General features: G+C 64.9%; 20 protein-coding genes. 14 read left to right on the top strand and 6 right to left on the bottom strand.

The annotated features are described in order from the left end of the window. Window positions 1-5 precede the first annotated feature (5 nt). A complete protein-coding gene (locus EJ067_RS09635) occupies window positions 6-809 on the bottom strand; it encodes an FCD domain-containing protein (protein ID WP_126085721.1) in 804 nt (267 codons plus the stop codon). Between the two features lie 208 nt (window positions 810-1,017). On the opposite strand from EJ067_RS09635, the gene EJ067_RS09630 reads away from it, so the two are divergent. From EJ067_RS09630 to glcF, 5 genes are all read left to right on the top strand, one after another. Beyond that, window positions 1,018-2,340: a DUF3422 family protein gene (locus EJ067_RS09630; RefSeq protein WP_126085720.1), complete on the top strand. Its 1,323-nt coding sequence runs from the start codon at window positions 1,018-1,020 to the stop codon at window positions 2,338-2,340. Between the two features lie 270 nt (window positions 2,341-2,610). Then, complete coding sequence (locus tag EJ067_RS09625; RefSeq protein ID WP_126085719.1) at window positions 2,611-4,107, top strand: FAD-linked oxidase C-terminal domain-containing protein; 1,497 nt, start codon at window positions 2,611-2,613, stop codon at window positions 4,105-4,107. A gap of 64 nt (window positions 4,108-4,171) precedes the next feature. Continuing rightward, complete coding sequence (glcE, locus tag EJ067_RS09620; RefSeq protein ID WP_126085718.1) at window positions 4,172-5,428, top strand: glycolate oxidase subunit GlcE; 1,257 nt, start codon at window positions 4,172-4,174, stop codon at window positions 5,426-5,428. Further along, window positions 5,425-5,814 carry a DUF4870 domain-containing protein gene (locus EJ067_RS09615; RefSeq protein ID WP_126085717.1) on the top strand — a complete coding sequence of 130 codons (390 nt, stop codon included), beginning with the start codon at window positions 5,425-5,427 and terminating at the stop codon, window positions 5,812-5,814. The genes glcE and EJ067_RS09615 overlap by 4 nt, the downstream gene beginning before the upstream one ends. Before the next feature lie 10 nt (window positions 5,815-5,824). Continuing rightward, window positions 5,825-7,153 carry a glycolate oxidase subunit GlcF gene (gene glcF, locus EJ067_RS09610; RefSeq protein WP_126085716.1) on the top strand — a complete coding sequence of 443 codons (1,329 nt, stop codon included), beginning with the start codon at window positions 5,825-5,827 and terminating at the stop codon, window positions 7,151-7,153. On the opposite strand, the gene EJ067_RS09605 is transcribed toward glcF, so the two are convergent. Both EJ067_RS09605 and EJ067_RS09600 read right to left on the bottom strand, forming a co-directional pair. Further along, a complete protein-coding gene (locus EJ067_RS09605; RefSeq protein ID WP_126085715.1) occupies window positions 7,154-8,074 on the bottom strand; it encodes a bifunctional 5,10-methylenetetrahydrofolate dehydrogenase/5,10-methenyltetrahydrofolate cyclohydrolase in 921 nt (306 codons plus the stop codon). Between the two features lie 290 nt (window positions 8,075-8,364). Beyond that, window positions 8,365-9,096, bottom strand: coding sequence for a L,D-transpeptidase (locus EJ067_RS09600; protein WP_126085714.1), 732 nt, complete (start codon window positions 9,094-9,096; stop codon window positions 8,365-8,367). Window positions 9,097-9,312: 216 nt separating this feature from the next. On the opposite strand from EJ067_RS09600, the gene EJ067_RS09595 reads away from it, so the two are divergent. Then, complete coding sequence (locus EJ067_RS09595; protein ID WP_126085713.1) at window positions 9,313-9,951, top strand: DNA-3-methyladenine glycosylase I; 639 nt, start codon at window positions 9,313-9,315, stop codon at window positions 9,949-9,951. A 47-nt stretch (window positions 9,952-9,998) separates the two neighbouring features. On the opposite strand, the gene EJ067_RS09590 is transcribed toward EJ067_RS09595, so the two are convergent. Further along, window positions 9,999-10,226: a hypothetical protein gene (locus EJ067_RS09590; protein WP_245468238.1), complete on the bottom strand. Its 228-nt coding sequence runs from the start codon at window positions 10,224-10,226 to the stop codon at window positions 9,999-10,001. 71 nt (window positions 10,227-10,297) lie between these two features. On the opposite strand from EJ067_RS09590, the gene EJ067_RS09585 reads away from it, so the two are divergent. The 7 genes from EJ067_RS09585 to EJ067_RS09555 all read left to right on the top strand — a co-directional run bounded on the left by EJ067_RS09585 (window position 10,298) and on the right by EJ067_RS09555 (window position 17,820). Beyond that, window positions 10,298-10,525 (top strand): hypothetical protein, encoded by a 228-nt coding sequence (locus tag EJ067_RS09585; protein ID WP_126085711.1) that lies wholly within the window; start codon window positions 10,298-10,300, stop codon window positions 10,523-10,525. A 35-nt stretch (window positions 10,526-10,560) separates the two neighbouring features. After that, window positions 10,561-12,126 (top strand): histidine--tRNA ligase, encoded by a 1,566-nt coding sequence (hisS, locus tag EJ067_RS09580; protein WP_126085710.1) that lies wholly within the window; start codon window positions 10,561-10,563, stop codon window positions 12,124-12,126. Between the two features lie 210 nt (window positions 12,127-12,336). Then, window positions 12,337-13,458 carry an ATP phosphoribosyltransferase regulatory subunit gene (locus EJ067_RS09575; protein WP_126085709.1) on the top strand — a complete coding sequence of 374 codons (1,122 nt, stop codon included), beginning with the start codon at window positions 12,337-12,339 and terminating at the stop codon, window positions 13,456-13,458. Next, complete coding sequence (hisG, locus tag EJ067_RS09570; protein ID WP_126085708.1) at window positions 13,455-14,153, top strand: ATP phosphoribosyltransferase; 699 nt, start codon at window positions 13,455-13,457, stop codon at window positions 14,151-14,153. The genes EJ067_RS09575 and hisG overlap by 4 nt, the downstream gene beginning before the upstream one ends. Window positions 14,154-14,226: 73 nt before the next feature. Then, window positions 14,227-15,987: an AMP-binding protein gene (locus tag EJ067_RS09565; RefSeq protein ID WP_126085707.1), complete on the top strand. Its 1,761-nt coding sequence runs from the start codon at window positions 14,227-14,229 to the stop codon at window positions 15,985-15,987. Between the two features lie 10 nt (window positions 15,988-15,997). Then, window positions 15,998-16,621: a poly-gamma-glutamate hydrolase family protein gene (locus EJ067_RS09560; protein ID WP_126085706.1), complete on the top strand. Its 624-nt coding sequence runs from the start codon at window positions 15,998-16,000 to the stop codon at window positions 16,619-16,621. Between the two features lie 95 nt (window positions 16,622-16,716). After that, window positions 16,717-17,820: a calcium:proton antiporter gene (locus EJ067_RS09555; protein WP_126085705.1), complete on the top strand. Its 1,104-nt coding sequence runs from the start codon at window positions 16,717-16,719 to the stop codon at window positions 17,818-17,820. 53 nt (window positions 17,821-17,873) lie between these two features. Here EJ067_RS09555 and EJ067_RS09550 read toward each other — a convergent pair whose 3' ends face one another. Beyond that, the gene (locus tag EJ067_RS09550; protein ID WP_126085704.1) at window positions 17,874-18,782 is read right to left on the bottom strand and encodes a hydrogen peroxide-inducible genes activator; all 909 of its coding nucleotides are present in this window, start codon (window positions 18,780-18,782) and stop codon (window positions 17,874-17,876) included. 141 nt (window positions 18,783-18,923) lie between these two features. Between EJ067_RS09550 and katG the strand changes: the two genes are divergently transcribed. Continuing rightward, on the top strand, window positions 18,924-21,155 hold the full coding sequence (gene katG / locus EJ067_RS09545; protein ID WP_126085703.1) for a catalase/peroxidase HPI: 2,232 nt from the start codon (window positions 18,924-18,926) through the stop codon (window positions 21,153-21,155). A gap of 259 nt (window positions 21,156-21,414) precedes the next feature. Here the strand turns inward: katG and EJ067_RS09540 are convergent, their stop codons facing one another. Further along, on the bottom strand, window positions 21,415-22,092 hold the full coding sequence (locus EJ067_RS09540) for an MIP family channel protein (RefSeq protein WP_126085702.1): 678 nt from the start codon (window positions 22,090-22,092) through the stop codon (window positions 21,415-21,417). Window positions 22,093-22,317: the final 225 nt, after the last annotated feature.

Below are 22,317 nucleotides of genomic sequence, written 5' to 3'. Positions count from 1 at the left end.
CGTGTTCAGGAGCGTTTGCGTGCGGGTTCGATGTCGCCGGTCTCGGAGCGTTGCCTGAGCCTTAGCCGCGACACGCGCTGCCAGTCGCCGCTGCGCTCGGCTTCGGCCATCGAGCGCTCGACATAGGTGATGTGGTCCATCGCGGCCTTGCGCGCCGCGATCGGGTCCGCCGCCTTGATCGCGGCGTGGATCGCCCGGTGCTGCTGGAGCAGAGCCTCGCGCGCGCCGGGAACGGTGAACACCAGGAGCCGGTTCTGGAACACGCCCTCGGACAACAGCCGATAGCAGGAGCGCAGCGTGTGCAGGAGGATGATGTTGTGCGCGCATTCGCAGACCGCGTGATGGAATTCGACGTCGATTTCCGCCTCGTCGTCGAAATCGCCGGTCCGGTGCGCCTCGTCCATGCGCGCCATGATGCGGTCGAGCAGAGCGAGATCCTCTGGCGTTGCGCGCCGCGCCGCATACTCGGCGGCGATCGCCTCGACCTCGCGGCGGTATTCCAGATAGTCGGTCACCGCCTTGCGGTGCATCGAGATCAGGTCGGTCACCGGCTTGGTGAAAAGCTGGCCGATGACGTCGGCGACATGCGTGCCGCCGCCCGGCCTGGTGGTCAGCAGCCCGCGTCCCTCCAGTGCCTTCAGCGCGTCGCGCAGGATCGGCCGCGACACGTCGAACTGACGCGCCAGCTCGCGCTCGCCCGGCAGCCGGTCGCCGGTGCGCAGCACGCCTTCGAGGATCAGGTTCTCGATTTGCTGCACCACTTCGTCGGCGGTGCGCGAATGCTCGATCCTGGAGAAGATATCGCTCAACGGAGGGCGCCTGGGAACGGATTGGATGCCGCGCAGATTAAAGCCTCTGTCGCCAACTGGTCAAATTATTTATCCAATTCGCCGGATCCGGTCGATTCCGACGCAGTGCCTTCCCATCCGTGCCTGCTAAAATTTGCTGTTTACGTGCCTTGGCGATTGCCGCAAGACAACCCGATTGCACGAACGGTCGAAACCAGGGGGACCAGCCGTGTCGGACGAGACGTCCAACCTCGAATTCCAGCCGCGCGCCCAAGGCAGCGTCATGGGCTTTCCGGCGCATGAGGGACGCCCCGGCGCGCTGGGCGAAGTCCATGCCCGGCCGCATCCGCTTGTCGAGAAGCCGCGCGTGCTCATCCAGCTTTCCTTCATGACCGACGGCGGTGCCGGCGTCGACCATGCCGTGCTCTCGGAATTGTCGCGCCGCCTCGGCATCGCGGCGCCCGAGCGCCATGCCCGCCACCACGCCATGAGATGGGGCAAGGGCACGCTGCGCTGGGAGCGGCACACGGAGTTCTCGACCTATCTCTGGGAAGGACCGCTGGCCGAAAACGGTCGGGGCCAGGAGGATTCGCCCTTCGGCAACGGCTTCGCGCCGCCGGGAACCGTGATCTCCGGCATCCGGCTCGAGATCCGCAAATGGACGCAGGCGAGCGAGAAGCTGATCGCCGGCTTCGACCCGGCCAGCCTCTGCCATTCGCTGGTCGAGCGCGGTGCCGCGGCCATCGTCACCGACTTCCGCCAGGACGGCGACGGCCTGACCCGCATGCTGGTGCTCGACCGCGGCCTGACGCCGGCCAGCACCGGCGCCTTGTCGCAGCGCCTGATCGACATCGAGACCTACCGGACCCTTGCCATGCTTGGCCTGCCGCTGGCGCTGACGCTGTCCGGCCGGGCCCGCCGCATCGAGGACCGGCTGGCGCAGACGACACTGGAGATGAAGGCGGTCGAGACCCGCGACAGCCAGACGCTGCTTGCCGATCTCACCGAGCTTGCCGCCGAACTCGAAGCCGACGCGGCGTCCAGCCTCTACCGCTTCGGCGCCAGCCGCGCCTATGACGGCATCGTCTCGGAACGGCTCGAGGCGCTGGATGAGGAGCCGGTGCAGGGCTACGACACCTGGGCCGGCTTCCTGCAAAGGCGCATGGCGCCGGCCATGCGCACCTGCCGTTCCGTCGAGGAGCGCCAGGCCAACCTCTCGCGAAAGCTCACCCGCGCCACCACGCTGTTGCGCACCTGGGTCGATGTCGACGTCGAGAAGCAGAACCGCGATCTTCTGGCCTCGATGAACAACCGCGCCAGGCTGCAATTGCGCCTGCAGCAGACCGTCGAAGGCCTCTCGGTCGCCGCCGTCTCCTATTATGTCGTCGGCCTCATCGGCTACGTCGCCAAGGGCGCCTCGAGCTTCGGCCACGCCTTTGCGCCGGAAGTCGTCACCGCGGCTTCGGTGCCGGTCGCCATCCTGCTGGTATGGTGGGGCGTGCGCCGCGTGCGGAAGATGCATTCCGAGCCGGGTAAGCCGGCGGGAGAATAGCCGCGCCCCTTACCTTCCCCTGTAGGTAGGGTCGATCCGCATAGCGGATCGGGGCGTGGATGCTCGTAAAGCGCTTTCGTCGCGCCGACCCCCACGCCGCTCACTTGGTTCGCGACCCTCCGCACAAGGGGAGGGTAAACCATAGCGGCAGATTGCCGCTGAGGAAGCTTGGCCTGCGCCCGTCGCCCCTGTCCGCCTAACGCAGGGTTTGCAACGAACGCGCTTGGCTGGTAAAAGATTTTGACCAGTCAAGCTCATGAGGCTGCCCCGATGTCCGGCCTTGCCATGCCGAAGCCAGACGACGCCACGATGCGCCGGCGCGCCGAGATCGTCGCCGACATGCGCATCATCGTGCCGGGCGAGGGCGTCGTCGACACGGCCAACGAAATGCGCGCCTTCGAGAGCGACGGCCTCACCGCCTACCGGCAACTGCCCCTGGTCGTCGTGCTGCCGGAAACGGTGGCGCAGGTCTCGCGCGTCCTGAAATACTGCAACGAGCGCAACATCCGCGTCGTGCCGCGCGGTTCCGGCACCTCGCTCTCTGGCGGCGCGCTGCCGCTCGAGGATGCGGTGCTGCTGGTGATGAGCCGCTTCAACCGCATCCTGGCGATCGACTATCCCAACCGCGTCGTCGTCGCCCAGCCGGGCGTCACCAATCTCGGCATCACCACCGCTGTCGAGCAGGAGGGCTTTTACTACGCCCCCGATCCATCCTCCCAGATCGCCTGCTCGATCGGCGGCAATGTCGCGGAAAATTCCGGCGGCGTGCACTGCCTGAAATACGGGCTGACCGCCAACAATGTGCTGGGCATCGAGATGGTGCTGATGAACGGCGAGGTGGTGCGGCTCGGCGGCAGCCATCTCGACCAGGAAGGCTACGACCTGCTCGGCGTCATGACCGGTTCCGAGGGCCTGCTCGGTGTCGTCACCGAGGTCACCGTGCGCATCCTGAAGAAGCCGGAGACGGCGCGGGCGCTCTTGATCGGCTTCCCGACGAGCGAAGAGGGCGGCCAGTGCGTCGCCGACATCATCGGCGCCGGCATCATCCCCGCCGGCATGGAGATGATGGACCGCCCGGCGATCCAGGCGGCGGAAGACTTCGTCCATGCCGGCTATCCGCTCGACGTCGAGGCGCTGCTCATCGTCGAGCTTGACGGGCCGAGCGTCGAGGTCGACCACCTGATCGGCCTGATCGAGGCGATCGCCTACCGCAACGGCTCGACCACCTGCCGCATCTCGCAATCCGAACAGGAGCGGCTGAGCTTCTGGGCCGGGCGCAAGGCGGCCTTCCCGGCGGTCGGCCGCATCTCGCCCGACTATTACTGCATGGACGGCACCATACCGCGCAAGGAACTGCCGCGCGTTCTCGCCGGCATGCGCGAGCTTTCCGAGAAGTATGGGCTCGGCGTCGCCAACGTCTTCCACGCCGGCGACGGCAATCTGCATCCCCTGATCCTCTACGACGCCAACGTGCCTGGCGAGCTCGACAAGGCCGAAAGCTTTGGCGCCGACATCCTGCGCCTTTGCGTCGAGGTCGGCGGCGTGCTCACCGGCGAGCACGGCGTCGGCGTCGAGAAGCGCGACCTGATGCCGGAAATGTTCAACCAGGTCGACCTCGACCAGCAGATGCGCGTCAAATGTGCCTTCGACCCCAACCATCTGCTCAACCCCGGCAAGGTCTTCCCGCAGCTCCGCCGCTGCGCCGAGCTTGGGCGGATGCATGTGCACCGTGGGCAAGTGGCGTTTCCGGATATTCCGAGGTTTTGATGGGGAGGTCTCAGAATTGGGGTTCCTCTCCCCCGCTTTGCGCGGCGAGGAAAGGCGCGCGCTCATGACCACCTTCGCCCCATCCGCCCCCGCCGAAGTCCTCTCCACCATCCAATGGGCAGCGGCCGAAGAAGCACCGCTCGAAATCCTCGGCCACGGCTCCAAGCGCGGCATTGGCCGTCCGCTGCAGACCGAGCACACGCTTGACCTCTCCAAGCTCACCGGCGTGACGCTCTACGAGCCGGCCGAACTGGTGCTGTCGGCGCGCGCCGGCACGCCGCTCGCCGAGATCGAAGCGCTCCTTGCCGAAAACGGCCAGCAATTCGCCTTCGAGCCGATGGACTACGCCCCCCTGCTCGGCAGCGAGCCGGGCAGGGGCACGTTGGGCGGTGTGCTCGCCTCGAACCTGTCCGGTCCGCGTCGCCTCAAGGCAGGTGCCGCGCGCGACCATGTTCTTGGCATAGCGGCGGTCTCGGGACGCGGCGAAGCCTTCAAGTCGGGCGGCCGCGTCGTCAAGAACGTCACCGGCTACGATCTTTCCAAGCTGATGGCGGGAAGCTGGGGCACGCTGGCCGTGTTCACCGACGTCACCTTCAAGGTTCTGCCGGCGGCCGAGACCGAGGTCACGCTGGCCATTCGTGGATTGCTCGACGATGCCGCTGCCGCCGCAATGGCGCTGGCGCTCGGCTCCAGCGCCGAAGTGTCGAGCGCGGCGCACCTGTCGGAGCGGATCGCCGCGCGCGTCGCCGAAGGCCATCTCGGCACCGACGCCGCGACGCTGCTGCGCGTAGAAGGCTTTGGGCCGTCGGTCGTCTATCGCACCGAGGCGCTCAAGCAGTTGCTCGGCAGGGCCGGCCCGCTGCAGGAGATCGCGGGCGAAGCCTCAAAGACGATCTGGCGCGATATTCGCGATTGCGCCCCCTTCGCCGACGTCGCCGCGAGACCGGTCTGGCGCGTCTCGATGGCGCCCTCGCAGGCGCATCACATGGTAATGGCCTTGCGCATGCAGGCCGCGGTCGATGCCTTTTACGACTGGCAGGGTGGACTGGTGTGGCTGTCGATGCGCGAGGACGACCCGGAGGCTGAGCTGCTGCGCGGACTGATCCGCAAACATGGCGGCGGCCACGCGACGCTGGTGCGCGCCTCGGCCTCGCATCGCGCCGCACTGCCGGTATTCGAGCCGCAGCCGCCGCATCTGGCGGCACTGTCGGCGCGGCTCAAGGCCGAGTTCGACCCGAAGCACATTCTCAACCCCGGCCGCATGGCGCCGGGTTCCATCTCTGTTACTCTTCCTCGGTCAACGGAGGGAAGAGCACCATGAGCAACGCCAATCCAGGGCCAGACACCGGAGCACGCCAGACCGATCGCTGGCTGGAACCAGGCCAAACCAACGCGCTGGTCATCTACATTCTCTATCTCGCCAGCCTCGTCGTCGGCGTCACCGGCATTGTCGGCATCGTGCTTGCCTATATCAATCGCGGCAAGGCGGGCGGCTTCGTCGAAAGCCACTACACATTCCTGGTCAGGACTTTCTGGATCGGCCTTCTCTACGCGCTGATCTCCGTGGTCCTGATGATGCTCGTGATTGGCTTCCTGCTGATGTTCGCCGTCGCCGTCTGGTTCATCGCCCGTTGCATCCTGGGCATCCAGGCGCTGCAACGCGGCGAGCCCGTCAAGAACCCGCAAAGCTGGCTACTGGGGCAGTAAGGATTTTTGAGTGCAGACCAATTTCTCCCTTGCCCAGCTTGCCGACCCGCATGTCGCGGAATCGGAAAAAATCCTGCGCAAATGCGTGCATTGCGGCTTCTGCACCGCCACCTGTCCGACCTATGTGACCTTGGGCAACGAGTTGGACTCGCCGCGCGGCCGCATTTATCTCATCAAGGACATGCTGGAGAACGGCCGACCAGCGGACAAGGAGATCGTCACCCATATCGACCGCTGCCTGTCCTGCTTGGCCTGCATGACGACCTGCCCGTCGGGCGTCAACTACATGCATCTCGTCGATCATGCCCGCGCCCATATCCAGAAGACCTACAAGCGGCCGCTGCTCGACCGGCTGAACCGTGCCATGCTGGCTTTCGTGCTGCCTTACCCAGGTCGCTTCCGCGCCGCGTTGAAGCTCGCCGGCCTCGGCCGGCCGTTCATCGGCCTGTTCGAAAAGCTACCGGCGCTGAGACCGATCGCGGCGATGCTGAAGCTTGCGCCGTCGTCGATCCCGCCGGCATCGCCGATGGCTTCGCCGGGCACGCATGCGGGGCAGGGGACCAAAAAACGCGGCCGCGTCGCCATCCTCACAGGCTGCGCGCAGTCGGTGCTCGATCCGGCCATCAACGAAGCGACCGTCTCCCTGCTGACACGGCTGGGCATCGAGGTCGTTGTGCCGGCAGGCGAGGGCTGCTGCGGGGCGCTCGTCCATCACATGGGTCGCGAGGATCAGGCCCTTGCCTCGGCCAGGCAAAATGTCGACGCATGGACGCGCGCCATCGACCAGGGTGGGCTCGATGCCATCATCATCACCGCATCCGGTTGCGGCACGACGATCAAGGACTATGGCTTCATGCTGCGCCTCGATCCGGCCTATGCCGAAAAGGCGGCGCGAATCTCTGCGCTGGCCAAGGACATCACCGAATATCTCGCCAGCCTCGACCTGCCCGAGCCGGTGCGCAAGCCGGGCATTATCGTCGCCTATCATTCCGCCTGCTCGATGCAGCACGGCCAGAAGATCACCCGACAGCCGAAGGAGCTTCTCAGCAGGGCAGGCTTTGTCGTGCGCGAGCCGCGCGAAGGGCATCTCTGCTGCGGCTCGGCCGGCACCTACAACATCCTGCAGTCCGAGATTTCGGCCAGGCTTCGCGACCGCAAGGTCAGGAACATCGAGGCGACCGGCGCCGAGATCGTCGCCACCGGCAACATCGGCTGCATCACCCAGATCGCCTCCGCCGCGAAGCTGCCGGTGGTGCACACGATAAAACTGCTCGACTGGGCCTATGGTGGCCCGAAACCGGAAGGCGTTTCCGACAGCGGTTTGATCGCTGCGGAATAACTACTCCGCCGCGAGCTTGTCCGCCACGCCGTAGGTCGCGCGGTAGAGCGCGCGTTGGCGGTTGAGCGCCACCATGGTGTTGCGCAGTAGGATCGCCACCGTGAGCGGGCCGACGCCGCCCGGCACCGGCGTGATCCAGGAGGCGACCTCCTTCACGCTCTCGGTGTCGACGTCGCCGACGATGCGGCTTTCGCCGTCCGGCCCGATTTCCGAATTGATGCCGATGTCGATGACGCAGGCACCGGGCTTCACCATGTCGGCCTTGATCAGCCGCGGCTTGCCGACGGCGACGAACAGCGCATCGGCGCGCCGCGCATGCGCCGCCACCGAACGCGTCATGTGGTGGCAGACCGTCACCGTCGCGCCCTCGCTCATCAACAGGAAGGCGATCGGTTTGCCGACGATCTCTGAATGGCCGACGACGACCACCTCGAGCCCCTTGAGATCGAGGCCGGTCTCCTTGAGCAGTTCGACCGAGGCGGCCGCCGTGCAGGGAGCGAGGTCGAGCTGGTTGTAGACGATGTTGCCTATCGAGGCAGGATGCATGCCCTCGACGTCCTTCAGCGGATGCACCGCCGCCTGCAGCGTCTTGATCGGGATATGCGCCGGCACCGGCCGCTGGATGATGATGCCGGTGACGCGCGGGTCGGCGTTGAGGCCTTGGATGGCGGCCTCAAGCTCGCCCGCCGTGATGTCGGCGGCAAAGCGCCGCTCCTCGAAGCCGATGCCGGCAAGCTCCGCCTTGGCACGCTGGTTGCGCACATAGACATCGACCGCGTCGGTATCGCCGACGGTGATCGAGACCAGCTTCGGCGGAAAGCCTTCGGCGGTGGCGATTGCCGCATCCTCGCGCACGGAAGCGATGATGCGTTGGGCGACCGGACCACCCTTGAGATAGCGGCTGTCGTCGGACCGGGACATGACTCAAGACCTTTGGCGAGGGGAATTGTGCAATAGCAGAGCAGGGGCTGGAAATCAGCTCTGAAAACGAAACACCGTGCTTTCGGGGCGACCTGTCGCAGCCAGCTGAAACGAAAAGGGCAGCGCGGTTTCCCGTGCTGCCCTTTCGTGACTGGCCGTATCCCCACACGACCCGTCCCCCGTATTCGTTGCCAGTCTAAGCACGTCTCCTAAAAGCGCGCTATGGCTTCAGAGCAACAGCAAGCGCCAAAAAACGCCTCAGCGCCGCCTTACTGGCTGATGCGCAGTGACTATATCACCTCGACCGTCGTTCCGACTTTCACGCGCTCGTAAAGGTCGACGACATCCTCATTGCGCATCCGGATGCAGCCCGACGACACCGCGCCGCCGATCGTCCAGGGCTGGTTGGTGCCGTGGATACGGTATTCGGTGGTGCCGAGATAGAGCGCGCGCGCGCCGAGCGGGTTCTCGATGCCGCCGGCCAGATAGGTCGGCAGGTAGCGGCCCTTGGCTGCCTCGCGCTTGATCATCACCGCCGGCGGGCGCCAGTCCGGCCACACCTTCTTGTCGGTGATCTTGTGTGTGCCCGACCATTCGAAGCCGGGCTTGCCGGTGCCGACGCCGTAGCGCCGCGCCTTGCCGTTCTGCTCGACCAGGAAGAGGAAGTTCTGGTGGGTGTCGATGACGATGGTGCCAGGCTTCTGCGGGCCGTCATAGGTGACTTCCTGCGGCAGGTAGATCGGGTTGATCTGCGGCCGCATCACCATGCGCTTGGCCGGCTGCTGCACGGCAGCCGTGCTCTGCTGGCCGGGTTGCGCCTGGAAAAGCCGCTGCTGCGTCGCCTGCCGGGCCGGGCGCACGATGCCGGGCGCATGGCCAAGCTGCAGCAACCAGGGTGCCGAAAGGTCGGGGCTCACCATCACCGGCGGCCTGTCCGCGTAACGGTCATTGGCGAAAGAGGTCGTCGCGCCGGCGGTAAGCACCGCGGCCGCGCCGAGCACGAAAGTGAACGCTGTCTTCATCGGAACGCACCTTGATCGTCGAACTCGTCCAAGGGCGGGGAAGGGGCCCTCGGCGTGGCGAACCTTGGCGCGGAGCGGCAAGCAAAACATGAATCGGAATGCGTAAAAGACCGCTTTGTCAGTAAACTTTTTGGTGTGGTTACCGGCCGGTTCAGGAATCTGGTAAAGCCACGGTAAAGCTCGCGCCGAAGCGCGTTAACGAATGGAATTCTTCTGATGGGACAAGAAAATGCCGGCCTGCTGGATGGCCCCGACGGTGTCGCGCGCTGCTTCTGGCACGGCAACCTGCCGGACTATCTCCACTATCACGACCATGAATGGGGCAGGCCGGTGACGGACGATCGCCGGCTGTTCGAGAAGATCTGTCTCGAAGGGTTCCAGTCCGGCCTCTCCTGGCTGACCATCCTGCGCAAGCGCGAGAATTTCCGCGAGGCCTTCGCCAATTTCGACTTCGACAAGGTGGCGCGCTTCACCGATCAGGATGTCGAACGCCTGCTCGGCAATGCCGGCATCATCCGCCACCGCGGCAAGATCGTCTCGACCATCAACAACGCCAGGCGGGCCCGCGAGATGGTCGATGAATTCGGCTCACTTGCCGCGTGGTTCTGGAAGTTCGAGCCGGGTCCCGATGAACGGCCCGAAATCGTCGACCTCGCGCATCTGCGCGCCAACCCGACGACGGCGGTCTCGGTCAGGATATCGAAGGAACTGAAGAAGCGCGGCTGGAGCTTCGTCGGCCCGACCACTGTCTATGCCTTCATGCAGGCGATGGGCCTGGTCAACGACCACCTCGAAGGCTGCGTCTGCCGCGCCGAGGTGGAGGCGGAACGGAAGAGATTTAAAAGGCCGAAGTGAGCGCACTTCCCCTTCTCCCACAAGGGGAGAAGGGGAAGTGCGCTAGCTCAGACGCTGCTGGCGCCGGTCAAAAACAGCCCAGCAAGGATGGCCGCCACGGCCGCGAAGGCCGGGTAGATCACCAGCAGCCCGGTCACCAGCGCGTCGCGCAGCGTCGGCTTTTGCGCTTCCGCCGTAACCTCGAACGGCCCGGCCGGCTGCTGCGCCGGCTTGGGCATGAGGTTGCCGGCAGGCCGCAGCCTGGCAGTGCCGCTCTCGATGATGTCTTCCGCCATGGTCATCGCCCCGAACCCTTTGTTTCGGTGCGCTTTATCGTCTTGGATTGTGTCTGCAGCATGCCGCGCTGATGGCGGAATTGTTTCGTTTTGGTGTGGTTTTGTTTCAGTTCTTCCTTCTCCCCTTGTGGGAGAAGGTGGCCGCGCAGCGGCCGGATGAGGGGTTTTCCAGGGAAAGCCGGCGCTTCACTCCGCTGGAACACCCCTCATCCGTCTCGGCGCTGCGCGCCGATCCACCTTCTCCCGCAAGGGGAGAAGGAGAGGTCGCCGCCCTTGCCGCTCCAAGCCGCATCGTTTAGGAAACGCGCGCCCATTGACCAGAGAAGATTATCCCATGGCCGACAAATCGGAAAAGACGAAAGCGCGGCTGCCGCGCGGGTTTGCCGACCGCGGCGCCGAAGACATCCGCGCCGTCGAGAAGATGATGGCGACCATCCGCTCGGTCTATGAGCTTTACGGTTTCGAGCCGGTCGACCAGCCGATGATCGAATACACCGATGCATTGGGCAAATTCCTGCCCGACCAGGATCGGCCGAACGAAGGCGTGTTCTCCTTCCAGGACGATGACGACCAGTGGCTGTCGCTGCGCTACGACCTGACCGCGCCGACGGCGCGTTTCGTCGCCGAGAATTATGACCGGCTGCCGAAGCCCTACCGCAGCTACCGCTCCGGCTGGGTGTTCCGCAACGAAAAGCCCGGCCCCGGCCGCTTCCGCCAGTTCATGCAGTTCGACGCCGACACGATCGGCACGCCGAACGGCGTTGCGGGCGTCGCCGCCGACGCCGAGATGGCGATGATGATGGCCGACGTCATGGAAGCGCTCGGCATCAAGCGCGGCGACTACGTCATCCGCGTCAACAACCGCAAGGTGCTGGACGGCATTCTGGAGGCGATCGGCCTCGGCGGCGACAAGAATGCGGGACGCCGGCTGACGGTGCTGCGCGCGATCGACAAGCTGGACAAGATCGGGCCGGAAGGTATCGCGCAACTGCTGGGCGCCGGCCGCAAGGACGAGAGCGGCGACTTCACCAAGGGCGCCGGCCTCGAGCGCAAGGCGATCGAGACGGTCCTCTATTTCATGAATTACGAGCCTGGCACGGCAGCGGGCGAATGGCGCAAGCTGGAGGTCGCGACCGACATCTCGCCGAACGCCGCCCAGATCCGCTGGCTGAAGACGCTGGACTATTTCGCCGACACCGGTCGCGAGGGCGTCGACGAACTTGCGGCGATAGCAGCCATGGTGGATGCCGCAGGCTATGACGGCCGCGTGCTCATCGACACATCCGTCGTGCGCGGCCTCGAATACTACACCGGCCCCGTCTTCGAAGCCGAACTTCTGGCCGAGATACCCAATGAGGACGGCCAGATCGTGCGTTTCGGTTCTGTCGGCGGCGGCGGCCGTTATGACGGGCTGGTGTCGCGCTTTCGCGGCGAGCCGGTGCCGGCGACCGGTTTCTCCATCGGCGTCTCCCGGCTGATGACGGCGCTGAAGAACCTCGGCAAGCTCGACACTTCCGATGTCATCGCCCCGGTCGTCGTGCTCGTCATGGACAAGGACACGGCAAGCCTCGGCCGCTACCAGAAGATGGTCGCCGAGCTGCGCGCGGCCGGCATCCGCTCCGAAATGTATCTCGGCGGCGCCGGCATGAAGGCGCAGCTGAAATATGCCGATCGCCGCGGCAGCCCGGTCGCTGTCATCCAGGGCGGCGACGAGCGCGCCAGGGGCGAAGTGCAGATCAAGGACCTGATCGAAGGCGCCCGCATGTCGGCCGAGATCACCGACAATGCCGAATGGCGGGCGGCAAGGCCGGCGCAGGTGACTGTGGCGGAAGGCGAGCTGGTCGCCGAGGTGAAGAAGATATTGGCGGCGCAGGCCGAGGAGCGAGCTCGTGGCAGGTAAGGCGCCGACCTCCCCTTCTCCCCTTGTGGGGTCCGAAGGACGGGGCGAGACCCGTGGCTCGCCCCCGGGCGGTGGCCGAGCGAAGCTCGGTCGGATGAGGGGTGTTCCAGGGAACGCCAACGTCTCATTCCTTCCAGCACCCCTCAACCGTCTCGGCGCTGCGCGCCGATCCACCTTCTCCCACAAGGGGAGAAGGGAAGGGCGTGCCGCATGATCTCCCGCTACCCCGCCATCGCCGCCGACATCGCAAAACTCTTCGCCGCGCGCGACACGCACGCGGTCGAGGTCGCGGTGCTGCAGCCGGCCGATCCGTTCCTCGACATGGCGGGCGAAGACCTGCGCCGCCGCATCTTCCTCACCGAAAGCGAGACTGGCAAGACGCTGTGCCTCAGGCCCGAATTCACCATTCCGGTCTGCCTCGACCACATCGCCAGCCAGGCCGGCACGCCGCGCCGTTATTCCTATCTCGGCGAAGTGTTTCGCCAACGCCGCGAAGGCGGCAACGAGTTCTTCCAGGCCGGCATCGAGGATCTCGGCGATCGCGACACGGCGGCGGCCGATGCCCGCTCGCTGGCCGATGCGCACGCGCTGCTCTCGCTGGTGCTGCCCGGACAGCCGCTCGCCGTCACGCTCGGCGACCAGACTGTGTTCGAGGCGGTGCTGGCCGCGCTTGGCCTGCCGCGCGGCTGGCGCATGCGGCTTGCGCGCGCCTTCGGCTCCGCGACGATGCTGGAGGCAGCGCTTGCCGATCTTGCCAACCCGCCGCGCAACAGCCAGCTCTCGGGTCCGGTCGCCATGCTGGTGCTCGACGGCGACGCGGAAGGCCTTGCCGCGCATATCGCCGCCGGCATGGAGCAGGCCAGCCTGTCGGCATCGACCGGCCGCGCGCCTGCCGACATCGCGCGGCGGCTGATCGAGAAAGCGCAGCTTCGCAGCGTGCGGCTGTCCGACGAGGCCTTCTCGGCGCTGAAGGGCTTTCTCGCGATCGATGTCGCACTAGGCGACGCCACGGAAGCGCTGGAAAAATTCGCTTCCGATGCCGGCCTGTCGCTCGGCGCTGCGCTGGAGAATTTCGCCGGCCGCGCCAAGGCGATCGAGGCGCATGGCCTGCCGATGGCGGAAATCCGCTACGACGCCGCCTTTGGCCGTCCGCTCGACTACTACACCGGTCTGGTCTTCGAGATCGCGGCTGCCGATGGCGACCGGCCGCTGGTCGGCGGCGGCCGCTACGACCGGCTGCTGACGCTGCTGGGCGCCAGGAAGCCGATCCCCGGCGTCGGCTTCTCGGTCTGGCTCGACCGCATCGAGGCTTTGCGGGAGGGCGCGAAATGATCACGCTGGCGATCCCGTCGAAGGGCCGTCTCAAGGAGCAGTCGCTGGAAGTGCTGGCCAGGGCCGGACTGGCGGTCACCCTGCCTGAGGACGACCGCAAATACCGCGCCCGCATCGATGGCCTCGACAATGTCGAGGTGGCTTTCCTCTCCGCGTCCGAAATCGCCGGCGAGATCGGCCAGGGCACGGTCGATCTCGGCATCACCGGCGAGGACCTGCTGCGCGAGAACCTCGCCGACTGCGAAGCGCGCGCCGAGATCGTCGCCCGCCTCGGCTTCGGCCATGCCGATGTCGTGGTCGCGGTGCCCGACATCTGGCTCGACGTCGACACCATGGCCGATCTCGACGACGTCGCCGCCGATTTCCGCCAGCGTCACGGCAGGCGGTTGCGCATCGCCACCAAATACTGGCGGCTGACGCAGCAGTTCTTCTCGCTCAAGCACGGCATCCAGGTCTACCGCATCGTCGAGAGCCTCGGCGCCACCGAAGGCGCGCCGGCGGCCGGTTTGGCTGACGTCATCGTCGACATCACCACGACCGGATCGACGCTGCGCGCCAACCACCTCAAGGTGCTGGGCGACGGCGTGATCCTGAAGTCGCAGGCCTGTCTCGTCGCTTCGAAGAACCAGCGTGACGCGGCCGATGAGGCTCTGTTGCGCGATATCGCCGCGAAGATGGCCGCGCTGGTCGCTTGACCCCCCATACCTTCGGCGGGTTTCCACCATCCCGGCAGGCTGATAGGCTGGCTTATTCCGGGAGGAAACGGCGATGGCGATCAAACTCGACGAGCTCATGAACGCCACCAATCTGCGCAAAGCGCAGAATAGCTTCATTGCTCCGGTGGACGGCAGGGCGCATGTCTCGGGCGACCGCTCGCTCCCCTTGCTCGACAAGACCATTCCGGAGCTGTTTTCCGACACGGTGAGCAAATACGCCACGCTCGACGCCGCCGTCTTCGTCGGCCAGGACAAGCGCTTCACCTGGAGCGAGCTGTCGGACGCCGTCGACGCTCTGGCCGCCGGCTTCCTGGCGCTCGGATTGGAGAAGGGCGACCGCGTCGGCATCTGGTCGCCCAATCGCTGGGAATGGCTGGTGACGCAGTTCGCCACCGCCCGCATCGGCCTCATCCTGGTCAACATCAACCCGGCCTACCGGCTGACCGAGCTCGAATATGCGCTGAACAAAGTCGCTTGCCGAGCGCTGGTGACGGCGGTCCAGTTCAAGACCTCCGACTATCTCGGCATGATCGAGGCGCTGGCGCCGGAGATCGCCACCGCCGAGCCCGGCAAGCTCAAGGCGAAGAAGCTGCCGGCGCTGGAGATCGTCATCCGCATGGGCGACGACAATTCGCCCGGCATGTTCAACTTCGGCGACGTGCTCGCCATGGCCGGGCGCGACGAGCATGACAGCCTCGACCGCATCTCCGAGAGCCTGAAGCCGAATGAGGCCATCAACATCCAGTTTACGAGCGGAACGACCGGCGCGCCGAAGGGCGCGACGCTGACCCATTTGAACATCGTCAACAACGGCAATTTCGTCACCTCGGCGATAAAACTCACCGTCGACGATCGGCTTTGCATTCCGGTGCCGCTCTATCATTGCTTCGGCATGTCGATGGGCACGATTGGCTGCGTCACCAAGGGCGCGACGATGGTCTTCCCGGGCGAAGGTTTCGATGCCGGCGCGACGCTGAAGGCGGTCGCGCAGGAACGTTGTACCGGCCTCTACGGCGTGCCGACCATGTTCGTCGCCATGCTCGATCATGCGGATTTTTCGACCTTCGACCTTTCCAGCCTGCGCACGGGCATCATGGCCGGCTCGCCATGTCCGATCGAGGTGATGAAGAAGGTGGTGTCGCTGATGCATATGAGCCAAGTGACGATCGCCTACGGTATGACCGAGACCAGCCCGGTCTCGTTCCAGAGCAGCGTCGACGATCCGCTCGAAAAGCGCGTCTCCACCGTCGGTCGCATCCATCCCCATGTCGAGGTCAAGGCGATCGGCGCCGACGGCGCCACGGTCGCTGTCGGGGAGCCTGGCGAGCTCTGCACGCGCGGCTATTCGGTGATGAAGGGTTACTGGGACGACGCCGAGAAGACGCGCGAGGCGATCGACGCCGACGGCTGGATGCATACCGGCGACCTCGCGACAATAGACGCCGAGGGCTACTGCAACATTGTCGGCCGGGTGAAGGACATGGTCATCCGCGGCGGCGAGAACGTCTATCCGCGCGAGGTGGAAGAGTTCCTCTATCGCCATCCGAAGATCAAGGAAGTGCAGGTGTTCGGCGTCCCCGACGACAAATATGGCGAGGAGCTCTGCGCCTGGATCGTGCTGAAGCCCAACCAGATCGCCACGGAGCAGGAGATCAAGGCCTTCTGCGCCGGCCAGATCGCGCACTACAAGATCCCGCGCTACATCCGCTTCCGCACCGAGTTGCCGATGACGGTCACCGGCAAGCCGCAGAAGTTTCTGATGCGCAAGGCCATGGTCGAGGAATTGGGGCTGGTGGCACAGAAGACGGCGTGAAACGGGATTTATGGACAACGAGTTTCCAAATTTCGCGGCGCTGAAAGCCGCCAAAATCGAAAACATAGATTATCGCATAGTCGTCCGGCGCGGAGCGCGAACCGGCAGTGCGATCGTCATGGCCCCGCACGGCGGCAAGATCGAGCCCCGCACCTCTCTGATCACCGAGACGATAGCAGGGCGCGATCTCGATATGTATTGCTTTGAAGGGCTCATGCCGGAAAGCAACCGGGAGCTGCACATAACGTCCAGGAACTTTGACGAGGCAACCGCGCTGGAACTGTTGCGGACGAAGTCCACCGTCGTCGCTATCCACGGTCGCCAGGATCGGAACGATCCCTCGACAGTCTACCTGGGCGGCAAGGACGCCGCGTTGGTTTTGGAGATAGCCTGGCGTCTCCAGGAAGCCGACTTCCAGACCAAAAAGGATAACCATCCCTTTCCAGGTATCCAGGATTCGAACATCGTCAACCGAGGATTGACGGGCAAAGGAGCCCAGCTGGAAGTGCCCTTTTCGCTGCGCCGTCGACTGGGGAGCGAGCCGGAACTTCTGGGAAGATTCTGTGGGGCGGTTCGCAAGGCCATTGAGACATTCGATGCCGAAAATGGTGCCCAGTCCTCAATCGTGTTTTGAATCGTGCGCTTGGCAGGCAATGATGCCGTGAGAGTGCTCCCGACGCGCTTTTTCCGCTAAGTTGGCGGAAACGCGCGTGGCGTTTGGGGGCTTGAATGACTGGTTTCGGACGGTCGGCGATTTCCTACACGATGCCAGTGGCCGCGCTGGCGATGGCTGTCGCGGTCAGGGCCAGCGGCTTTTCGGTGGACGAAGGTTCGCTGAACGCCAAGATCCTCGTTGGAGCGCTGTCGAGCGCGATTATGTTCACCACCATTTTCGTGGTGCTCGATCACGCCGAGGCGGTGGCCCGGCGCGTCGGGGAGCCGTACGGGACATTGGTGCTGACCTTTGCCGTGACGGCGATCGAAGTCTCGATCATCGTCTCCATGATGCTGCATGGAGAGAACAACCCGACATTGGCGCGTGAGTCCGTTTTCTCGACGGTGATGATTACCTCCACCGGCGTTGTCGGCATCTGTCTCACGCTTGGCGGCTGGCTCCATCGCAAGCAGGCAATTCTTCGACAAGGGACCAGCGCGTATCTGGCTGTCCTGATCGCGTTGACCGTCATGACGCTTATTCTGCCGACCTACACACAAACCACGGATCCCGGCACGTTTTCGGCAGCCCAGCTTGGTTTTGTAAGCGTCCTTTCGGTGCTGCTCTATGCAAGTTTCGTGTTCGCCCAGACCGTCCGGCACCGGGAGGACTTCGTGCAAGGAGAGGCACACGACGTTTCGATGCACTCGGCCCCTCACGCAAGCATTTCCGTCAGCGCTCTTCTGCTGGCAGCCGGGCTGATCGGAATTGTCATGCTCGCCGAGCAGGTCGCCGCAAGTGTCGAGGACACACTCGTCGCCTACCAGGTGGCCCAGGCCGACAGCATTGTCGGAGCGTTGATCGCGGGGCTGGTTTTGATGCCGGAGGCCCTTTCGGCGGTTCGCGCTTCGCTCAACAACGAGCTGCAGCGCAGCTTGAACGTTGCGATGGGTTCGGCTTGCGCCACGATCGGTTTGACAATACCGGCGGTCGCGGCCGCCAGCCTGCTGACGGGCAGGGGATTGACCTTAGGGCTTCCGGCGGCTGACGCGGTGCTTTTGGTCCTGGCGCTATTCATATGCAGCGTCAGCTTCAGCACCGAAAGAACGACGTTCCTGACGGGGATGGTCCATGTTGTGGTGTTTTTTACGTATGTATTTTTGATATTCGTGCCCTGAAACATCGTCGCAGGCCGGCATCACGCGGGGATGGAGAGGCGTAGAAGGACGTTTCAACCTGCGAGCACGGCCTGATCCAGCCCTCGTATGATCTTCGCCAGTTCCACGCATTCGTCCTGGCGCACCTTGTTGCGCCGCCAGGCGAGGCAGATCATGCGCTGCGGCATCGGCTCCTGGAATGGCACGATCCTCAAGTCAGGCATGATGCCGGCGGCGCTTGCCGCCATTTCCGGCACCAGCGTCACCCCCAGCCCATGCGCCACCATTTGCAGCAACGTCGTGAGGCTTGTGGCGCCGTAGCTTGCCATCGCCACCGGTCGCACATTGCCGCAGACGGCCAATGCCTGCTCGCGCAGGCAATGGCCTTCCTCGAGCAGCATCAGCCGCTCCAGCGCCGGGCTTTCCGGCGGCACGGGCGGTGAGGCGAAGGCCGGATCGCCGGCGGGGACGGCAAGGAAGAAGCGATCCGGGAAAAGCTCCTCGGTGGCGAGCCCAGGATGGTCGAGCGGCAGCGCGGCGATGAAAGCGTCGAGCCGGCCCGAGACATTGTCCTCGACCAGCGATGCGGTCACCGCTTCGCGCAGCTCGAGCTGCAGGGCAGGGAAATGCTTTTTCAGTTCCGGCAGGACACGCGGCAGCAGATAGGGCGCAACCGTCGGGATGATGCCCAGCCGGAAGCGGCCTTCCATCGCAGGGCGGCCGCGACGGGCAGTCGTCTCGACGTCACGTATGTCGGCGAGGATGCGCTCGATGCGCGGCTGCAGCGCCTGCGCCTCGTCGGTCATCCGCACGGCCTTGCCGCCGCGTTCGAACAGGAGGCAGTTCAGTCGTTCTTCCATTTCCGCGATCTGGGCGGAGAGCGCCGGCTGGCTGACGCCGGCAAGCTTCGCGGCGCGGCCGAAATGCAGCGTCTGCGCCAGCGCGTCGAAATAAAGCATCTGCCGGACGGTGAGGCCGATCATAAGGAAATCCTATCGGAAAAAACAGGAAAGGCAATTTGTCTTTATCGCCAAGCGGCCCTAGTCTGGAATCGTTCCAGATTGGCGCGGCCGCTGGCCGCCCCGGAAACCCAATTCAAAACTCGGCAAAAATCGGAGAGTGAGATGGACGCGAAAACCGACGACAACAGCGCTGGCAAATGCCCCGTGGCGCATGGATCGGCCGGCAGGACCAACCGTGACTGGTGGCCGAACCTGCTCGATCTCGGCGTTCTTCACCAGCAGTCGAACCTCTCCGACCCGATGGGCGAGGATTTCGACTACGCCAAGGAATTTGCGAGTCTCGACCTCGACGCGGTGGTCAAGGACCTGCACAAGGTGATGACGGATTCGCAGGACTGGTGGCCGGCCGACTTCGGCCATTACGGGCCGCTCTTCATCCGCATGGCCTGGCACAGCGCCGGCACGTACCGCATCGGCGACGGCCGCGGCGGCGCTGGCGCCGGTCAGCAGCGTTTCGCGCCGCTCAACAGCTGGCCGGACAACGCCAATCTCGACAAGGCCCGCCGGCTGCTCTGGCCGGTCAAGCAGAAATACGGCCGGCAGATCTCCTGGGCCGACCTGATGATCCTGGCCGGCAACGTCGCGCTGGAATCGATGGGCTTCAAGACCTTCGGCTTCGCCGGCGGCCGCGCCGACGTGTGGGAGCCGGAGCAGGACGTCAACTGGGGGTCCGAGGCCAAGTGGCTGGACGACGAGCGCTATTCGGGCGACCGTGAGCTGCAGGGCCATCTCGGCGCCGTGCAGATGGGCCTGATCTACGTCAACCCGGAGGGCCCGAACGGCAAGCCGGATCCGATCGCCGCGGCGCGCGACATCCGCGAGACCTTCCGCCGCATGGCCATGAACGACGAGGAAACCGTGGCGCTGATTGCCGGCGGCCACACCTTCGGCAAGACGCACGGCGCCGGCGATGCAGCGCTTGTCGGCGCGGAGCCGGAAGGCGCCGGCATCGAGGCGCAGGGCCTCGGCTGGTCGAGCAAATACGCCACCGGCATTGCCGGCGACGCCATCACCTCCGGCCTCGAGGTCACCTGGACCACGACGCCGACCAAATGGAGCAACAATTTCTTCGACAACCTGTTCAACTACGAATGGGAGCTGACGAAGAGCCCGGCCGGCGCCAATCAGTGGACGCCGAAGGGCGGCGCCGGCGCCGGCACGGTGCCGGACGCGCACAATGCCTCGAAGCGCCATGCGCCGGCCATGCTCACCACCGATCTCTCGCTGCGCTTCGACCCGGCCTATGAGAAGATTGCTCGCCGCTTCCACCAGCACCCGGACCAGTTCGCCGACGCCTTCGCCCGCGCCTGGTTCAAGCTCACCCATCGCGACATGGGTCCGGTCGTCCGCTACCTCGGCCCGCTCGTGCCGAAGGAAGAGCTGATCTGGCAGGATCCGATCCCGGCGATCGACCACGAGCTGGTGAGCGAAGCCGACATCGCGGCGCTGAAGGCGAAGATCCTGGCCACCGGCCTTTCGGTCTCCGAGCTGGTCTCGACCGCCTGGGCCTCGGCCTCGACCTTCCGCGGCTCGGACAAGCGCGGCGGCGCCAATGGCGGCCGCATCCGCCTTGCCCCGCAAAAGGACTGGGACGTCAACCAGCCGGCACAGCTCGCCAAGGTGCTGGCGAAGCTTGAGGCCATCCAGAAGGAGTTCAACGCGGCGCAGACGGGCGACAAGAAGGTCTCGCTGGCCGACCTGATCGTGCTCGGCGGCGTCGCCGCGGTCGAGAAGGCAGCCAGGGACGGCGGCAATGAGGTGAAGGTGCCGTTCACGCCCGGCCGCATGGACGCTTCGCAGGAGCAGACCGATGTCGAATCCTTCGCGGCGCTCGAGCCAAGGGCCGACGGCTTCCGCAACTACAGCAGGGGCAAGCAGCCGATGTCGGTCGAAGCGATGCTGGTCGATCGGGCGCAGCTCCTGACGCTGACGGCGCCGGAACTGACGGCGCTGGTCGGCGGCCTGCGCGTGCTCGGCGCCAACGCCGCCGGCTCCAGGCACGGCGTGTTGACCGACAAGCCTGGCACGCTGACCAACGACTTCTTCGTCAACCTGCTCTCGATGGCGACCGTCTGGGATCCGGCTGCAGGCTCCGAGCCGGGCTCGGAAGAGGTCTACGAGGCGCGCGACCGCAAGACCAGGCAGGTCAAGTGGACCGGCACGCGCGCCGATCTGATCTTCGGCTCGCACTCGCAGCTGCGCGCGCTGGCCGAGGTCTACGGCTCGGCCGACGCCAAGGCGAAGTTCGTCAAGGACTTCGTCAAGGCCTGGACCAAGGTGATGAACCTCGATCGCTTCGAGATCGCCGCCAAAGCAATTCCTGGAAAAGTGTGAAGCGGTTTTCCGTCCGGAATTGCGTTAAAAACAAAGCAATTCCAGGAAAAGTGTGAAGCGGTTTTCCGTCCGGAATTGCGTTAAAACAAAGCAATTCCAGGAAAAGTGTGAAGCGGTTTTCCGTCCGGAATTGCGTTAAAACAAAGAGCGCGGTTCGCCATTTCCGCGAAACGGTGAACCGCTCGAAGCAAGGGCTCATCCTCCCAAGTAAAAAGGCGCGGGTTCATGCCCGCGCCTTTTTGATTCAGAGCTTCGAGGATCAGTCTTTTTCGAAGATGCCTGCCTTGGCGACGACGCCGGCGATCGCTCCGCCGATCAGCGGCGCGACAATGAAAAGCCAAAGCTGGCCGAGCGCCGCGCCGCCCGAAAACAGTGCCGGGCCGATCGAGCGCGCCGGGTTGACCGAGGTGCCGGTGACCGGGATCATGGCGAAGTGGATCCCTGCCAGCGTCAGGCCGATGACCAGGCCGGCAAAGGCCGTCGTATGCTTGGCGTTTGTGACGCCGAGGATGACGGTGACGAAGGTGAAGGTGCCGATCAGCTCCCACAGGAAGGCGGAGCTCATGCCCCATTTCGCCTCGTCCCAGCCATTGGCGCCGAAGCCGCCGGTGTGGCCGCCGGCCTGGCCGGTGACGATGATCCACAGCGCCAGCGAAGCGATGATGGCGCCGATGATCTGCGCGATCCAGTAAGGGACGACATCCTTGGCCGGCATCCGTCCCGCAAGGAACACGCCGAGCGTCACCGCCGGATTGAGATGTGCGCCCGAGATCGGGCCGATCGCATAGGCCGCCGCGATCAGGCCGATGCCGAACGCCAGGCCGATGCCCTCCTGGCCGAGCGGCAGCGCGCCGCCGAAGCCACCCGTGACCACGGAGGCCGTGCCGATGAACACCAACAAAAACGTGCCTAGAACTTCTGCCAGATAAGTCTTCATTGCCCTCTCCTCATAGGGATCCGTCAAACCGCGTTTTCCGCGCCGCGAATCACAGGCGAGAGAGTATTCCCACGCGGAAAACTTGCAAAGCTGAGTGGTTAAGCCACACCGCTTGCTTGTAGGCTCCAGTCAAAACATTAGAGAACTTTCATGTTCCGGTCGATTTGTTCTTGGTTCCGCTGGCGGTCGACTGTTTCGAAAAGCGTTCCGTCTGTTGTCCAGGGG

This window comes from Mesorhizobium sp. M1D.F.Ca.ET.043.01.1.1 (assembly GCF_003952385.1).
In the GTDB taxonomy this organism is placed as follows: domain Bacteria; phylum Pseudomonadota; class Alphaproteobacteria; order Rhizobiales; family Rhizobiaceae; genus Mesorhizobium.
The sequence above is the reverse complement of the archived record's forward strand: the minus strand, read 5'-3'. Positions and strand labels throughout refer to the sequence as shown.

Bases quoted from the DNA above. Each gene is read 5' to 3' on its own strand.
- EJ067_RS09585 (WP_126085711.1), top strand. From the start codon at position 10,298: ATGGCGGAATTGTTTCGTTTTGGTGTGGTTTTGTTTCAGTTCTTCCTT.
- hisG (WP_126085708.1), top strand. From the start codon at position 13,455: ATGATCACGCTGGCGATCCCGTCGAAGGGCCGTCTCAAGGAGCAGTCG.
- EJ067_RS09595 (WP_126085713.1), top strand. From the start codon at position 9,313: ATGGGACAAGAAAATGCCGGCCTGCTGGATGGCCCCGACGGTGTCGCG.
- EJ067_RS09555 (WP_126085705.1), top strand. From the start codon at position 16,717: ATGACTGGTTTCGGACGGTCGGCGATTTCCTACACGATGCCAGTGGCC.
- hisS (WP_126085710.1), top strand. From the start codon at position 10,561: ATGGCCGACAAATCGGAAAAGACGAAAGCGCGGCTGCCGCGCGGGTTT.
- glcE (WP_126085718.1), top strand. From the start codon at position 4,172: ATGACCACCTTCGCCCCATCCGCCCCCGCCGAAGTCCTCTCCACCATC.
- EJ067_RS09565 (WP_126085707.1), top strand. From the start codon at position 14,227: ATGGCGATCAAACTCGACGAGCTCATGAACGCCACCAATCTGCGCAAA.
- EJ067_RS09540 (WP_126085702.1), bottom strand. From the start codon at position 22,092: ATGAAGACTTATCTGGCAGAAGTTCTAGGCACGTTTTTGTTGGTGTTC.
- EJ067_RS09615 (WP_126085717.1), top strand. From the start codon at position 5,425: ATGAGCAACGCCAATCCAGGGCCAGACACCGGAGCACGCCAGACCGAT.
- EJ067_RS09590 (WP_245468238.1), bottom strand. From the start codon at position 10,226: ATGGCGGAAGACATCATCGAGAGCGGCACTGCCAGGCTGCGGCCTGCC.
- EJ067_RS09625 (WP_126085719.1), top strand. From the start codon at position 2,611: ATGTCCGGCCTTGCCATGCCGAAGCCAGACGACGCCACGATGCGCCGG.
- EJ067_RS09575 (WP_126085709.1), top strand. From the start codon at position 12,337: ATGATCTCCCGCTACCCCGCCATCGCCGCCGACATCGCAAAACTCTTC.
- EJ067_RS09605 (WP_126085715.1), bottom strand. From the start codon at position 8,074: ATGTCCCGGTCCGACGACAGCCGCTATCTCAAGGGTGGTCCGGTCGCC.
- EJ067_RS09560 (WP_126085706.1), top strand. From the start codon at position 15,998: ATGGACAACGAGTTTCCAAATTTCGCGGCGCTGAAAGCCGCCAAAATC.
- EJ067_RS09550 (WP_126085704.1), bottom strand. From the start codon at position 18,782: ATGATCGGCCTCACCGTCCGGCAGATGCTTTATTTCGACGCGCTGGCG.
- EJ067_RS09600 (WP_126085714.1), bottom strand. From the start codon at position 9,096: ATGAAGACAGCGTTCACTTTCGTGCTCGGCGCGGCCGCGGTGCTTACC.
- katG (WP_126085703.1), top strand. From the start codon at position 18,924: ATGGACGCGAAAACCGACGACAACAGCGCTGGCAAATGCCCCGTGGCG.